This window comes from Phaeobacter gallaeciensis, assembly GCF_001678945.1.
GTDB lineage: Bacteria > Pseudomonadota > Alphaproteobacteria > Rhodobacterales > Rhodobacteraceae > Phycobacter > Phycobacter gallaeciensis_A.
Window position 1 is genome coordinate 1627455 of sequence record NZ_CP015124.1, and the last position, 15871, is coordinate 1643325.

A 15871-nucleotide genomic window follows, 5' to 3' on the forward strand; every position below is an offset into this window, starting at 1 on the left:
AGCCGTTGCGAGCGCTGAATTCAAGCCCGGAAGCACGCAACGCCTTCAGTCAACGCCGCAAGCAGGAATCAAAACGGACCAAATCGGCTGCGTCTCTTTTACCTGCTGCGGTCGCGAACAAGATCAATCCGATATTAATGCTCTTCCTTCATGGTCGGGACCAACGCCCCGTAAGCCACCAGAAGGTGCAGAGGCTGACCATAGCGTGCAATTGAGACAGGATGCCATGACCATCGCAACTTCTATGAACGAGGCTCAGCGCCTTGAACGCGACGCAAAGCTGGATGACGCAGCGCTCGTCTACACCGATATTCTGAACCGGTTTCCCAAAAATGCGCGGGCACGCAAGGCTCTGGAAGCCCTGCAGCAGCGGATGCAGCATGAACAGGAACTCCCGACCGACGCAAAAGAAAAACTGTCGGCCAGTTTCGCAGCAGGTCACTACCCACAAACGGCCTCTGTCTGTGCGACCCTCCTGAATACTTACCGCAAGTCTCACTTTCTTTGGGATACACTGGGTCAATGCCACCTCCACTCCGGCAATCTGGATGAAGCCGCTACCTGCCTCAACAAGGCGTGCGAGCTGAATCCGCGTGCGCCGGGCACCTATTCGGCAATGGGCGACGTCTGCGCGAGAATGGGCCGCACGAGTGATGCGATTGCCCTCTACAAAAAAGCCCTGTCGCTCGATTCCGATCACATTGTCGCCTTGAACAATCTGGCCAATCTGCTGGCAGGCCAGGGGCAGCAAGGTGAAGCCGCGCAACTGCTTGAACGTGCTTCCTCACTGGCCCCGAATAATCCGAGCCTGATCTACAACCACGCCAACACTCTGCGCCGCCTCGGGGATCTGGCCAAGGCCAAGACCCTGTTCGAAAAAGCCGCCACGCTGAACCCCGATTTGACCGAAGCACGCTTCAATCTGGGTCAAATGGAATTGGCTGCGGGCAATCAGCATGAGGCCATCCGCAATTTCGAGGCCGTGTTGCAAACAAACCCCGGGAACGACCGTGCCCGCGTCCAGAAACTGCACATGATGGCACAACTGAACGACTGGAACTGGGTCACTGAATACAACGAACATCGGCGTCATCTAGGATTGCAGGGAACCTCTTGCACACCCTTCATTATGATGACCCTTGAGGACAACCCGGATTTGTTGCGCCTGCGCACCCAGGCCTATGCTAACGAGCGGTTTGGTAGTCGGCCTGCAGCGACACCGGCGCGAGTTGCACAACGCCCCCAAAAGCTGCGTATTGGCTATTTCTCCTCCGATTTTCACAGTCACGCGACCATGCACCTCATGGGCGGCTTGTTCTCACGTCATGACAGCACCCAGTTCCATATCAGCGTCTATTCCTATGGCGCCGCCCCTGCCGACAGTGAACAGGAGCGCGTGGCCCGTAATGTTGCGCAATTCCGCAATGTCGCGGGCCTACCGGACAGCCAACTCCTGGATATTGTCCAGTCAGATGGACTGGATATTGCAGTTGACCTGAAAGGCTTCACCGGAGACACCCGAACCGAGCTGTTCGGCAACCGCCTCGCACCGCTTCATGTGTCCTATCTTGGCTATCCCGGCACCATGGGGACCACCGCATTTGACTACTTCATTGGTGATGCAATTACCTGCCCCCCCGGCAGCGAGCGTTTCTTCGAAGAGCATCTGATCCGGATGCCGAACAGCTATCAGGTGAACGATCAGGATCGCGAGATTTCCGGCAAACAGTACACCCGGCGTGAGTGCGGACTTCCTGACACTGGCACCGTCTTCTGCTGTTTCAACAACAGCTACAAAATCACACCCCGGGAATTCGAGATCTGGATGCGGCTGCTAAATCAGTCAGAGGGCAGCGTCCTGTGGCTACTGGACAGTGGGGAAACCTCGAAGCAAAACCTGCGCCGCGAAGCACAGGCACGCGGGGTCGATCCGGACCGGTTGATCTTTGCCCCCCGCATGCCGCACGCCGAACACTTGGCCCGACATCGCGCCGCAGACCTGTTCCTCGACACATTTGCCGTCAACGCCCACACCACCGCGAGCGATGCGCTATGGGCTGGGTTGCCGGTGCTGACTATGCCCGGACGCCAATTCGCCGCCCGCGTCGGAGCCAGCTTGGTCAATGCAGTCGGATTGCCGGAGCTCATCGCCAAGGACGAAGCCGAGTACGAAGAAAAAGCTCTGACCCTGGCCAATGATACGGAAGCCCTGGTCGCGCTGCGCGGCAAGCTGATGAGCAAACGTCGGAAATCGCCTCTCTTTGACACGGACAGCTTTGCCCGTGATCTGGAGCAAGGTTTCAACATGATCTTTGACCGTCACTTGCAGGGACTGCCCCCGGCACATGTCGACATCCCAAGCCACCGGCAACACAAAACCTTGTCGAGCGAAGCGCGGGCCAGTGCAGCGGCCTGATAAGCCATCCGGAACCTGCTAGAGTTTCAATAGGCCGCAGAGGTTATCCACTGCGGCCTTTGTAGTGCTGCCGATCCACGCTGCGCTTCGGCCCAGCACCTGCGATGTTGCGCGCAGCCGCAACGAATTCTCATGTGTCCGCATGTCCATGCTTTCAGCACTGCAAGTTGCGGTCTTACTGCTGAGTAGAAGGGCACTATGCATACGCACATGGCGAGCTGTCCGGGCAGGCATTGCTACGGGCACACACCATCTGCCACCCACCCCGCTGAGGCAGACCATGCCTCAGCCATCCACACTCCCAACGACTTAGGAACCGGCCTCAGGAGACACCGCGCTTGATCCACGCTTCCCGTTCTCCTGTCATGCCGTTGTACTACCGTCCTACGACCACGGCGCGACGCTCGAAACGATCAAAATGGGATGAGGCCTGACAGCCCCTCCCATAGAAAACCCCATCACTCCCCCAACAATCCGGAGCGCCCGTCGAACGCCTGACCACGTTTTAAAAACGCGCCAAACCGCCCTGCTGGCCTGCCTTGGCCTTATGGGCGCGCTTTCTTGCTTTTCCCTGTGTGGAGTAGCCCTGACGGGTGACATGCCGGAATGACCGACCCGGAAATGGTCCGGTTGTTGTGGCAGACGCCTGTGGGTAATGCACTGATCTACCGGATCTCTGGCGGCATCGCCCCCTGCTAGCAGGTGCCCTCATACCCCGCATTGAGCCCTGGGTTTAACTGGGCGGCGGCACAATGACCTTGTGGTCCCTGGCCCAAATTGGCCATGTGCCGGAGATTGGGTAGATCTGGTTGCGTCCGCTGTTGGTCCTGCAACTGACCCGCGCCGCATTCTGGGTCGGCATTCTTGCGCCGCTGTGGCACCCGACGTGGTCTCCGGATCTTTCGAAACCTCAGCACAGCTTAGCCACCGGTTCGGGCAGACTGCGAGGCTCGTTGTGCCCGGCCTGATCCTGGCTGGCCACATCATGGCCTGGCTCCTGCTGGGAGGTCTGGCCGCCCTTTTCTCCACCCCCTATGGCTTGGCGCTTGTTTGCAAGCAGGCCCTGGTCGCAGGTCGTTCGCCCCCCGCAGCAGCAAACAAATTGCATTTCATTCCGGCCATGCAGCGCGGCGATCGCAACGCGGTGCACCATCTGCCCTGCTCAAGCATCGTAGAGGCTTTTGTGATCCTCCTCATTCTGACTGCATCAGCCTATCTGACCAATAGCCTCAGCCTGCCGGGATAAGGTCATGCAGGGAAGCAACTGATTCTGTTGCCCCGCAACCTCAGCCCCGTACAGGATCTCTTTTGTGCTGAAACCTATCGAAAGCCCCCGATGTTTCGCCTCGCGATGTAGGGGCTCTCAAAAACGTGATCCAAAATCTGTATGTAGGAATCGGCCTTCAAAAAAACATTACACGAAATTGTGAATCCACGTTATTGAGCCTACCCTATTTGCCCCCACTTGGTTCGGAAAAGATTTAGAAACGGCCAGTAGGTGTACTCAAAGACCTAAATAAAAGTGGAAAGTTACCTGCTCGCCCGCGAAACACTTTTTGCTTTACACGAACAGAAGGCTTTGCCGAATAGATCAGACAGGCGATCGAATACGGTGAGCCCAAAATCAATCGCACTCTGATCTACTGGGAAACAAACACTAGTTCGCCCCACGACACCAAAGAACCCTATTAGACTTTTTTTCCTTAAATTCAGCGCCTTAAAAAACACTCACAGCACACTTTAAACGGGATATCCGCACGAACGCCCGCCTCAAAGATGATTAAAATTGTAATATAATTTTCTCACCTCAAACTTCACGCCTTTGCGAAAGCATTAAGAGTCCCGAGCGCATTAATTACCGAGAACCCTCACCAGAAATAACGGAGTTCCCAAATGTCACTCAGAAAAACAATGCTTGCAGCCGCCACTTTTGCAGCCTTTCCATTTATTGCGCAGGCAGATCAGGGGGTAACCGCGAACAATGTCTCTTTTGCCCAGGTCGCGGCCTTTGAAGGTCCGGCGGCCGCTCTTGGCCAAGGTATGCGCCTGGGGATTAGCGCTGCGTTCGAAGAGGCAAACGCCGCAGGAGGCGTGCATGGCCGGACCCTGACACTGGACAGTATGGATGACGGCTATGAACCCGATCGCTCCGCGGCGCTGGTCAAATCGGTAGTGGATGCAAACGACCACATCGGGCTGATCGGCGCTGTCGGCACCCCGACGGCTTCTGCGACCCAACCGATCGCGACCGCGGCAAATGTACCATTTATTGGTCCTTTCACCGGCGCCGGCTTCCTGCGCGATGCAAGCCACGGCAACATCTTCAACGTGCGCGCGACCTATGCCACCGAAACCGAAGCATGGATTGAATACCTCGTCGACCAGCAGGGAATGAAATCCATCGCACTGCTCTATCAGGACGATGGATTTGGCCGGGTTGGCCTCGCGGGCGTGACCGCCGCCCTTGAAAAGCGTGGCATGACGCTTGCTGCGGAAGGCACCTATACGCGCAACACCACCGCCGTCAAAAAGGCCCTGCTTACCATCCGCAAGGCAAAGCCGGACGCGGTCGTCATGGTTGGCGCTTACAAACCCGTGGCGGAATTCATCAAGCTCTCGCGCAAACTGAAGCTCGACGCGACCTTCGTGAACATCTCCTTTGTGGGATCCGAAGCCCTGGCACAGGAGCTGGGCGATGAAGGCGAAGGCGTCATCATCAGCCAGGTCGTCCCCTTCCCGTGGGACAGCTCCATTCCGGTCGTGGCACAATACACCGAAGCCTTGAAAGCCTATGACGCCGCAGCCAAGCCGGGCTTCGTATCGCTCGAAGGTTACATCGTCGGTCGTCTCGCCATCAAGGCGCTGGAGGATGCGGGCAAGGACCTGACCCGCGAAAGCTTCCTGGCGGCGCTGTCTGGCCTGTCCACGGTGGACCTTGGCGGCGCCAAGATGGTCTTTGGCGCCAACGACAACCAGGGCATGGATGACGTCTTTCTGACCCGGATCACCGCGGATGGTGGTTTTGCACCTGTCGTTCCGGGCGGCGGATCCTGATCTCCAAACGCGCGACCTCTGACCGCGCAAGATAGGCGCCTGCCCGATACGCGGGCAGGCGCAGACCAAAGTTTCATCGCAAAGGTGTCATCATGATCCGGGAACTGGGATCCACCCTCTTACGCCGTCTGAACGTGCTGTCGAGTATTCGGGGCAAAATCACGTTCATCCTGCTGACCTTCACAGTCGTGACCGGGGGCGCAGGATATCTTATCTATCAGTCGTTCGACCGTGTTTCGGCCAGCGTCGCGGAAATGACCTCCGACGATTTGCCGACGCTGGCGCAAAGCAACGGGCTGATTGCGGCCGCGTCCAAAACCAAAGACGCCATGATCGGTGTGATGATCGCGCAAAACATCGCTGCCCTTTCGTCGGCGGCCTCCGAGGTCGAGACATCTCTGAGCGGCCTGCAGACCTCGATCACAGCCCTGCCGCCAGAGGCCCAGGAAGAATTCGAGACCGCCCGCAGCCAGGTCGAAGGCACCCTGCTGACTTCCATTGAGGCCCGCGAGAATGTTTTTGAATACTCCGAACGCTTTGCCACTATGACCAAGGAATTGCAAAACATCGCCGCCGAGCTGCAGGTGGTTTTGCTTGAGACGGCAGACAATGCCTATTTCGATATCTCGATCAATGGCGAAGACACGATCTCCTCGATCGAAGAGACCATGTTCGACCTGGTCGAGAACAAGTTTGCCACGCTTCAGTCCCTGTTGGAAATTCGTGCCGAAATCAACCTGATGTCCGGCGCAGCCCTGGCCCTAACCACGACCCGGGACAGCGCCATGGTGTCGATCATCCGGGATATCGCGGTGTCCTCGAACGACCGGCTCACCGGATCGATAGAGGTTCTCAAGGGATCGGAAAATGGCCTCTCCGTCGTGGAAGAGCTCGATAGCGTCCTGAGTACGCTGAACACAGCAATCGCTGCCGCAGGCACCTTTCGGCAGGTCGAGCGCGACGCAGTGCTAGAAGCGCGCCAGTCCGCTGACGTCGCCCTAGCCTCTGCTGTGGATGACATGGTCTTTGAGCTGACCATCGCCGCCGAGGATGCCAGCACCAACAACCGCGACACCATCCAGAGCCTTCTGGACAACGAGGTCGCCTTCATGAACACGCTGCTGGAAATCAACGCCAAACTGGGCGCCTTCCAGATCGAAGCCCTGAAGATCGCGACCTCTGCCACCGTCGAGCAGGCGAAGGCCAGCCAGAAGGCGTTGTCCGGAGCCGCCACGGCTCTGGCCGGATACCGGGACTTCGGCGACGGCATCCTTGCTGCTGGGCTGGACGGTCTTGCCGCGATGGCCGCGCCCGACACTGGCCTCGCCCATTTCCGCATTCAGTCACTGCTTGCCGATGGCACTGCGGTTCAGGCGGCAGATGACACTGCCAAGGCGGTGCTGGAAATTGCCGGTCTCGCCTCGCTGAGGGGCCGCGCCAGCCAAGACGCGATCACGGATCGGGCGGTCAATATCGCCGAGGATTCGACTGAGGTGAAAAGCAACCTGGTGACTCTCGCCTGGATGGGCGCGGCCTTCGTGTCCTGCGTGCTCGTGCTCAATCACCTGTTGATCGTGCGTCCCCTCAACCGGATCAGCCTGACAACCGAACGGCTGTCGCAGGGCGATATGAGCCCGGTTACGGGTTTCGACCGCGCCAGCGACGAAATCGCCCGCATCGCCGGGGCGCTGAAAGTGTTCCGGGATGGATTGGTCGAGAAAGAGGAAATCGAACGCGTTGCAGCGGAAGAGCGCGCGGCGAACCAGGCCCAACAGACCGCAGCCGTGAACGCGGTGGGCACCGGGCTTGCGAATCTGTCGCGTGGTGATCTGACCTATCGGATCGAAGAGGAACTGACCGATGGCTATGCCCAGCTTAAGGAAGATTTCAACAGAACCGCCGAGACGCTCAACCTAACGGTGGTGGATGTGGTCGCCGTAGCGGAATCGATCCGCAATGGGTCCAGCGAAATCAGCCAGGCCTCGGACGATCTCTCGCACCGTACGGAAAGCCAGGCTGCAACCCTGGAAGAAACCGCAGCCGCGCTTGAGGAATTAACGGCCAGCGTCCGCTCTGCCGCCGATGGCGCACGGGATGCAGCCACGACAACGCAGGATGCCCGGAGAGAGGCAACCGACAGCGGTGAAGTCGTGGAAAACACAGTCAAGGCGATGAAAGATATCGCGGATAGCTCTGACCAGATTGCCCAGATCATCGGCGTGATCGACGATATCGCCTTCCAAACCAACCTGCTGGCGCTGAACGCGGGGGTCGAAGCTGCACGCGCGGGTGATGCCGGCAAGGGCTTCGCAGTGGTTGCATCTGAGGTCCGCAGCCTGTCCCAGCGGACCGCCGATGCGGCCCATGAGATCAAGGTTTTGATTACCAAAAGCACCGAACAGGTCGGGCTTGGGGTCAAACTGGTTGACCAGGCCGGGCAAGCTCTCAGGAGCATTGTCGACCGGGTCTCGTATATCTCCAGCCTCGTTGGCAATATTGCGGACGGCACCAGCGAACAGGCGACCGGACTGTCCGAAGCCAACATCGCGGTGTCCCAACTGGATCAGGTCACCCAGCAGAACGCGGCCATGGTCGAACAAACCAACGCAGCGGGCCACTTGCTCAGCAGCGATGCCGAAAAACTGGCAACGCTGATGGGCGGGTTCACGGTGTCTTCTTCAGCGCATGTGGCCGGTGATATCCTGGAACTCCGAGAGGTTCCTCCGGACGAATGGCCCATGGCCCAGTCCGCCTGAGACACGCTTCTCCCGAGCAGCCCCGGATCCCTCCGGGGCTGTTTCCATTTCGCGGGAAGAAATCCCTTATGAGTAAGAACCGAGGGGAGAAGCGTAGGTGGCTGAAACCACACCGATGGGAAACGCCCCTAAGAGCAAAATTCTCAAACGAGCGACCAAGCGTCCACTCTTCGTCATGCCCAGAATTTTTTGAGAGATTTGAATGGCAGGGGCAGCAGGGTTCGAACCCGCGACCTACGGTTTTGGAGACCGTCGCTCTACCAACTGAGCTATACCCCTACGGTGCGGCAGTTCCTAAGCCACCACCGCGCAGGAGGCAAGAGGGAAATGGCCGGAAATGCGGGGAAAGTCCCTCTCCTCTTCCTCTCCCTTTGCTGTCACGCCTGCATACAGGCCTTGTCCTGCCCTGTGGGGTGGCAGCGGGCCATCCGCTGCTTTATGACAGAGCCAAAAGGACCCTGCCGTGAGCCTGAGAAAACGCATCGCAGACAGCCCGCGCTTCAACCGCACCATTGAGGGGCTGTTCGCCGCCTACGTCCGATTCGCTTATCGCACCTCGCGCTGGCAACGCAGCGGCTTCGAGGAGATGGACGCCTGCGTCAAACGCGGAGAGCCGGTCATATTTGTTCTGTGGCATCAACGGCTGATCATGGCGCCCTACCTGTTCGACACCTCTCTGGGGCGCATCTGCGCCCTGACCTCGGCGGCGCGGGCCGGACGGCTGGCCGGGCAAATCCTGGTGCGGCTTGGTTTCGAGACAATCCCGATGTCCAGCCACAAGCGCCACGTTGCCCTGTCGCGGGAGGTGCTGCGCCGCACCAAGGAAGGCTGTTCCATCGGGATCGCGGCCGACGGGCCGCGCGGCCCTGCCAGGATTTCCTCGGGCGTGCCGATCACCTGGGCCCGCATGACCGGCTGCCGGGTCTTCACCGTGGCCTTTGCGGAAAAGAAGGTCCTGAAGCTGCCCACCTGGGACAAGCAGATGCTGCCGCTGCCGTTTTCCCGCGGTGTACTGATCTGTCAGGAATGGCAGGAAACCGTTCCTAAGAAACCGACAGACGACGAAGCAGAGGCTCTAAGGCAAAGCCTTGAGACGTCGCTGGACCAGATCACCGACAAGGCAGACCAGGCCGCCGGACGTGCGCCTGATCCGATCAAGTCCGCCTGACTCCAGCTGTTTCATCGCTCAGGCGACCCTCGCCCGTTTCAGTTTCATGCACATAGAAAAAGGGCCTCCCGAAGGAGGCCCTTTCCATCAGCAATCAGGAGACCTGATTACTCGATGATTTTGGAAACAACGCCAGCGCCGACGGTGCGGCCGCCTTCGCGGATGGCGAAACGCAGACCGTCTTCCATAGCGATCGGGGCGATCAGTTCAACTTCGAACTTCAGGTTGTCGCCCGGCATCACCATCTCGGTGCCTTCCGGCAGGGTCACGGTGCCGGTCACGTCGGTGGTCCGGAAGTAGAACTGCGGACGGTAGTTCGCAAAGAACGGGGTGTGACGGCCACCTTCTTCTTTGGTCAGAATATATGCTTCTGCCTCGAATTTGGTGTGCGGGGTCACGGAGCCCGGCTTACACAGAACCTGACCACGCTCAACGCCGTCACGGTCAACGCCACGCAGCAGCGCGCCGATGTTGTCGCCGGCTTCGCCGCGGTCCAGCAGCTTGCGGAACATCTCAACACCGGTGCAGGTGGTTTTCTTGGTGTCGTGGATGCCGACGATTTCGATTTCGTCGCCAACGTTGATCACGCCACGCTCAACACGGCCGGTCACAACGGTACCACGACCGGAGATCGAGAACACGTCTTCGATCGGCATCAGGAACGGCAGGTCAACGGCACGCTCGGGGGTCGGGATGTACTCATCCACAGCCGCCATCAGTTCCTTGATTTTGTTTTCGCCGATTTCCGGGTCACGGCCTTCCATCGCCGCCAGAGCGGAACCTGCGATGATCGGGATATCGTCGCCCGGGAAGTCGTAGGAAGACAGCAGTTCGCGGATTTCCATCTCGACGAGCTCGAGCAGCTCTTCGTCGTCGACCTGGTCAACCTTGTTCATGAACACGACCAGCGCCGGAACGCCAACCTGACGCGCCAGCAGGATGTGCTCGCGGGTCTGGGGCATCGGGCCGTCAGCTGCGTTCACAACCAGGATCGCGCCGTCCATCTGCGCCGCACCGGTGATCATGTTTTTCACATAGTCAGCGTGGCCGGGGCAGTCGACGTGTGCATAGTGGCGGTTCTCGGTCTCGTATTCCACATGGGCGGTCGAGATGGTGATGCCGCGGGCTTTTTCTTCCGGTGCGCCGTCGATCTGGTCGTAGGCTTTGAAGTCACCGAAGTATTTGGTGATCGCTGCGGTCAGCGTGGTTTTGCCGTGGTCAACGTGGCCAACGGTGCCGATGTTGACGTGCGGTTTATTACGCTCAAACTTTTCCTTAGCCATTCTCTTGGCGCCCTTTTGAAATGTGGGGTCCCTATGCGACCCGGTTTCCTCTGCGCGCGCCGATTATTTGGTTTACGCGCAAAAATCAACCCGTTCCTGCTTGACAGTCGTGGATTTGGCAAACTTCGTCCGGATTGATGTGGTTTCGCACCCCGGAGCGGGGCAATGCCTTACTCGGCGGCCTCGGCCCGCAGATCGAACCAGCCGTTTTCCTTGTGCTGTTCGGCCATCCATTCTTCCACCGCATCGGCGATATTCAGCGACAATCCGGCGATCTGTTCTTCCTTGGTCCGGCTGTGGCCCGAGCCGACAATCGCGCTTTCGCCTGTGGTGTCCTCGAAGATCTCCATCTGATGCTTGTCGGCAAGGAACTCTTCCTTTTCCACGTCGTAGACAAAGACATTCACAACCGCGACGCTTTTGGGATTGAACAGCACCGGCACCCCCGGCGGCGCCAGCATGAAGCCCTCAAGGGTCACGGCAACGTCGTACTCCTGCGGCCCGTCATAGCGGCGCAGGCGGGCTTCCAGCGCTGTTTTCATCGGCTCGATCCACTCCGATTGCTCCGCAGCGCGGGACATCGGCCATTTCAGCGCTTTTTCAGTATAAACATGGGCAACCCGCACCCGGAAGGCACCCAGATCCTCGGGTGGTTCGTCCAGCAGCGTTTCAGTGCAGGCCGAAAGCAGCGCAAAAAGGCCCAGAAAGGCAAGAAGTCGGGTCATTCCATTTCCCTTGTATGAAGCTGGTGTATGAGGCCGGTCGCGCACAGATAGGCAGAGCCGCGCGCGCCGGTAAAGACGCGCGTCAGCAACACCGACGGCAGGTGGCAAAGGGGGCACAGATTTTCCGCGCCCCGCACCATCACTTGAATTTATAATTCCGTGGGAAGCCATAGGGCGGACGCTTGCCGACACCGGCGCGTTTACCCAGCCATTGGCTGAGATCCGTTTCATGGCGGGTCTTGCCGCCGCCCATTTCCCAGGTCAGGCCATCATCCCAGTTGAAGGTGGTGACATCGCTAAGGCCACCATCCAACTCCAGCGAGCCCTGCTTGCCGCGCGCCATATTGTACTTTTGCAGGCGCACGCCCTTGCCGCGGGACAGTTCCGGCATTTCCTCGACCGAGAAGACCAGGAATTTGCCGTTTTCCGACACCACGGCCACGTGATCGCCGGTGACAGGCACACAGATTCGCGCCTGTTCGTCGTCCTTGACGTTCAACACCTGCTTGCCGCCGCGCGTCTGGGCCACGATGTCCTTTTCGGCGCAGATGAACCCGTTGCCCGCAGAAGAGGCGACCAGGATCTTGCCTTCGGGGTTGTGGATCAGGATATCGACGATTTCGACCTCGTTGGGCAGGTCCACCATCAGGCGCAGAGGCTCGCCCATGCCGCGGCCACCGGGCAGCGTTGCGGCGCTGACCGTATAGAATCGCCCGTTGCTGCCAAAGACCAGCAGCCGATCGGTGGTTTCCGCGTGGAAGATGAAACGCGGCCCGTCGCCGTCCTTGAACTTCAATTCACGGTTCAGGTCGATATGGCCGGTCATGGCCCGGATCCAGCCCATCTGCGAACAGACAACGGTGATCGGTTCGCGGTCGATCATTGCCTCCAGCGGCACTTCTTCGACTTCGCCTGCCTCGGCAAACCGGGTGCGGCGGGCGCCGCCTTCGTAGTTCTTGCCGAACTGCTTTTTGGTTTCCCGCAGCTGTTCGGTAATCCGGGTCCACTGCAGTTCTTCCGACCCCAGCAATTCCACCAGCCCGGCGCGTTCCTCGCGCAGGGCATCGCGTTCCCGGGTCAGCTCGATCTCTTCCAGCTTGCGCAAAGAGCGCAGCCGCATGTTGAGAATCGCCTCGGCCTGAACCTCGGACAGCTCTCCGGTGCCTACACCGGGTGTTTTGTAGTCCGCCTCGTCATAGGCACGAGGGTGATCCTTCGACCAATCCTCCCGCATCAGAGCGGCCTTGGGGTCCTCATCATAGCGGATGATGTCGATCACCCGATCGAGGTTGAGGAAGGCGATGATGAAACCGTCCAGAACCTCCAGCCGGTGGTCGATCTTGGCCATCCGGTGGCGCGAGCGGCGCTGCAGCACGTCGCGGCGGTGATCAAGAAAGGCGCGCAGTACCTCTTTCATCGAGCAGACCTTGGGCGTGACCCCGTCGATCAGCACGTTCATGTTAAGCGAGAAGCGCAGTTCCAGATCGGAGTTGCGATAGAGCATGCCCATCAGCACATCGGGGTCGACGTTCTTGGAACGCGGCTCCAGCACGATGCGGATGTCATCGGCGCTCTCATCGCGCACATCGCCGAGAATCGGCACCTTCTTGGTCTGGATCAGCTCGGCGATTTTTTCGATCAGCTTGGATTTCTGAACCTGATAGGGGATTTCCGTGACCACGATCTGCCACTGACCCCGGCCAAGGTCCTCGACCTCATGGGTGGCGCGCAGCCGGAAGGAGCCACGCCCGGTGCGATAAGCCTTTGCGATGTTTTCCTGCGGTTCGACGATCACCCCGCCAGTCGGGAAATCTGGCCCCGGCACGTATTTCAACAGGGTATCATCATCGGCGCCGGGCGCCTTGATCAGGTGGATACAGGCGTCGATCAGCTCGGCAATGTTATGCGGCGGAATATTGGTCGCCATGCCCACAGCGATACCGCTGGCGCCATTGGCCAGAATGTTCGGGAAGGTTGCCGGCAAAACCGCCGGTTCGGTCAGGCGGCCATCGTAGTTGTCGCGAAAATCGACGGCATCCTCGTTCAGACCGTCCAGCATCGCCTCGGCGACAAAGGTCATGCGCGCCTCGGTATAGCGCGAGGCCGCCGGGTTATCGCCATCGATATTGCCGAAGTTGCCCTGACCGTCGACAAGCGGGTAGCGAACGTTGAAATCCTGCGCCAGACGCGCCATCGCATCATAGATCGCCGCGTCGCCGTGGGGGTGGAAATCCCCCATGGTGTCGCCGGAAATCTTCGCCGATTTCAGAAAGCCTCCAGTCGAATTCAACCGCAACCGGTTCATCGCATAAAGAATGCGCCGATGCACCGGCTTCAGCCCGTCACGCGCATCGGGCAGCGCCCGGTGCATGATCGTGCTCAGCGCATAGGTCAGGTAACGCTCGCCAATAGCGCGGCGCAGCGGTTCCAGCACTTCGCCGTTCTGCGGCGCGGAGGGGAGGTCGGGGTCTTCTACCAAGTCACTCATTCCGTGGTAATACTGCCCCCATGTGCCGCGGTAAAGCGGCGCGTTGTCCTCCCCCGGCCCGGATTTTCCCCCTTGGCACCACTTGGGGGAGAAGAAATCGGACTCTCCCCTGTGTTTACGATCCTTTTTCACCTAGGCTTAAACCCGCACAGCCTAATGTTCTGGCGTCAGTGCCACAGGGTCGAACAGCAGGATTCGGCCGCCACCGCCCACGAACGATGCCGCAGGGGCATCTGCCTCGGGCTGTCGTTAAATATTGCTATTTTCCGGGGGACCACGCCATGTCGCGCTTTGTTCTGGCGTCTTTTGCCTTCCTTGGCTGGGGGTTCTATGAGCTCAGCGGCGGGGCGGATTTTACGCCGCCGCAACGGCCTGTGGTGGAAAAGAGCGCGGCCACGGACCCCACAGACAGCCCGGCCAAACTCGCAACACCCCGCAATGAAATAACCGTCACCGCAAGCTCTCTGGTGACCCGGACCTCTCTTGATCAGCGACATAAGGCCCTGGCGCAGGCACGTGCCGCTGGCCAGCAGAGCCTATCCCCCAATTTATCCCCCAATCAGGGCGCCCAAGAGACCGAGACCGCCGCTGCCAAGGATGGCACAGCCGCGTCCAGCGCCACCTCCCCCCGCGAGACCGCCAGCCCCCCGGGCACCACACCATCCGTTACATCCCGGACCTCTGCGGCGCGGGTGATCTCCGCCGGGCTGGACACCGGGGGAATGCAACTTGCCTCGCTTGAAGAGGGCCTTGGCGGCGGGATGCAACTCGGCTTGCAAGGTCTGGGCACAACTCAGGCGCCACTGGCGGCCGCCACCAACCACCCCCCGACGACAGGCACGGCTTTGCTTGCCCCTGGGCTGACGGAAGACCCCAAAACGGACAAACGCAGCATCCGGGCCGCGCGGGTCAATATGCGGCAGGGGCCGGGCACCGCCTATCCGATCATCACCCGCCTGCTGGCCGGGGACGAAGTGATCGTGATCGGGGACAGCGGCACCGGCTGGCTGCATCTGCGCACCCCGGACAATGAACATTTTGGCTGGATCGCCGCTTCACTGGTCAGTCAAAAGGCCCCATAACTGCGCTGGCGCGGGTATCCCCCGCGCAGATGCAATGGGGGCAATATGCAAAAAACCATCCTGATTACGGGCAGTTCTTCGGGCATCGGACTGGATGCGGCCCGCGGCATGCGGGATCGTGGCTGGCGGGTCTTTGCCTCCTGCCGCCAGCAGCAAGACTGCGACCGGATGCGCGATGAAGGCTTCGACAGTCCGCTGATCGACTACACCCGGCCAGACACCATCACGGACGGACTGAAGCAAGTGCTGACCGCAACCGGCGGGGGCCTTGATGTGCTGTTCAACAACGGCGCACACGGGCTGCCCGGCGCAGTCGAGGATCTGCCGACTGAGGCGTTGCGTGACATCTTCGAAAGCAATTTCTTCGGCTGGCACGAGCTGACACGTCAGGTGCTGCCGGTGATGCGGGCGCAGGGCCATGGGCGCATCGTGCAGAACTCGTCCATTCTGGGTCTGGTGACCTTCCCGTGGCGAGGCGCCTATGTGGCAACCAAATACGCCATCGAAGGGCTGACGGATACGCTCCGGATCGAACTAACGGACACCAACATCCATGTGATCCTGATCGAACCCGGCCCGGTGACATCGAAGATTCGCGAAAACTCTATCCCGCATTTCGAACGCTACGTGGATTGGCGCGCCTCACCCCTGCGCGCCCGTTATGAGGAGAGCCTGCTAAAGCGGCTTTACGAAAGCAAAGGCCCCGACCGGTTCGAACTCCCAGCCTCGGCGGTGACGGCGAAACTGATCCATGCCTGCGAGTCGCCTCGCCCCCGCCCGCGCTATTACGTAACCACGCCGACCCATATCGCGGGCTTCCTGCGCCGGATTTTGCCAACCCGGTCAATTGACCGCATCCTGGCGCGGCTTAGATAGCGGATTCGCGGTCGCCATCCGCC

The 15871-nt window shown here is 59.7% G+C and carries 10 protein-coding genes and 1 tRNA gene; 7 read left to right on the forward strand and 4 right to left on the reverse strand.

The window, feature by feature from the left end; genetic code table 11:
- Positions 1-226 precede the first annotated feature (226 nt).
- The 4 genes from JL2886_RS07815 (at position 227) to JL2886_RS07830 (ending at position 8226) form a co-directional block, all read left to right on the forward strand.
- Positions 227-2416: a tetratricopeptide repeat protein gene (locus JL2886_RS07815; protein WP_065271494.1), complete on the forward strand. Its 2190-nt coding sequence runs from the start codon at positions 227-229 to the stop codon at positions 2414-2416.
- 886 nt (positions 2417-3302) lie between these two features.
- Positions 3303-3662, forward strand: coding sequence for a CopD family protein (locus JL2886_RS19585; protein ID WP_274840300.1), 360 nt, complete (start codon positions 3303-3305; stop codon positions 3660-3662).
- Between the two features lie 647 nt (positions 3663-4309).
- Entirely contained in the window at positions 4310-5470 is a 1161-nt protein-coding gene (locus tag JL2886_RS07825) for an ABC transporter substrate-binding protein (RefSeq protein ID WP_065271496.1), read from the forward strand.
- A 92-nt stretch (positions 5471-5562) separates the two neighbouring features.
- Entirely contained in the window at positions 5563-8226 is a 2664-nt protein-coding gene (locus JL2886_RS07830; RefSeq protein ID WP_065271497.1) for a methyl-accepting chemotaxis protein, read from the forward strand.
- Positions 8227-8429: 203 nt separating this feature from the next.
- Here the strand turns inward: JL2886_RS07830 and JL2886_RS07835 are convergent.
- Positions 8430-8505 (reverse strand) — tRNA-Trp (locus JL2886_RS07835).
- Between the two features lie 184 nt (positions 8506-8689).
- Here JL2886_RS07835 and JL2886_RS07840 point away from each other — a divergent pair.
- On the forward strand, positions 8690-9394 hold the full coding sequence (locus tag JL2886_RS07840) for a lysophospholipid acyltransferase family protein (RefSeq protein ID WP_065271498.1): 705 nt from the start codon (positions 8690-8692) through the stop codon (positions 9392-9394).
- A 107-nt stretch (positions 9395-9501) separates the two neighbouring features.
- Here JL2886_RS07840 and tuf read toward each other — a convergent pair whose 3' ends face one another.
- From tuf to JL2886_RS07855, 3 genes are all read right to left on the reverse strand, one after another.
- Positions 9502-10677: an elongation factor Tu gene (gene tuf, locus JL2886_RS07845; protein ID WP_065271478.1), complete on the reverse strand. Its 1176-nt coding sequence runs from the start codon at positions 10675-10677 to the stop codon at positions 9502-9504.
- A 170-nt stretch (positions 10678-10847) separates the two neighbouring features.
- A complete protein-coding gene (locus tag JL2886_RS07850) occupies positions 10848-11402 on the reverse strand; it encodes a hypothetical protein (RefSeq protein ID WP_065271499.1) in 555 nt (184 codons plus the stop codon).
- 139 nt (positions 11403-11541) lie between these two features.
- Positions 11542-13890, reverse strand: a complete 2349-nt coding sequence (locus JL2886_RS07855) for a DNA topoisomerase IV subunit A (protein ID WP_065271500.1) — start codon at positions 13888-13890, stop codon at positions 11542-11544.
- A 281-nt stretch (positions 13891-14171) separates the two neighbouring features.
- On the opposite strand from JL2886_RS07855, the gene JL2886_RS07860 reads away from it, so the two are divergent.
- Positions 14172-14972, forward strand: coding sequence for an SH3 domain-containing protein (locus JL2886_RS07860; RefSeq protein WP_065271501.1), 801 nt, complete (start codon positions 14172-14174; stop codon positions 14970-14972).
- Positions 14973-15017: 45 nt separating this feature from the next.
- Positions 15018-15848: an SDR family NAD(P)-dependent oxidoreductase gene (locus tag JL2886_RS07865; protein WP_065271502.1), complete on the forward strand. Its 831-nt coding sequence runs from the start codon at positions 15018-15020 to the stop codon at positions 15846-15848.
- Positions 15849-15871: the final 23 nt, after the last annotated feature.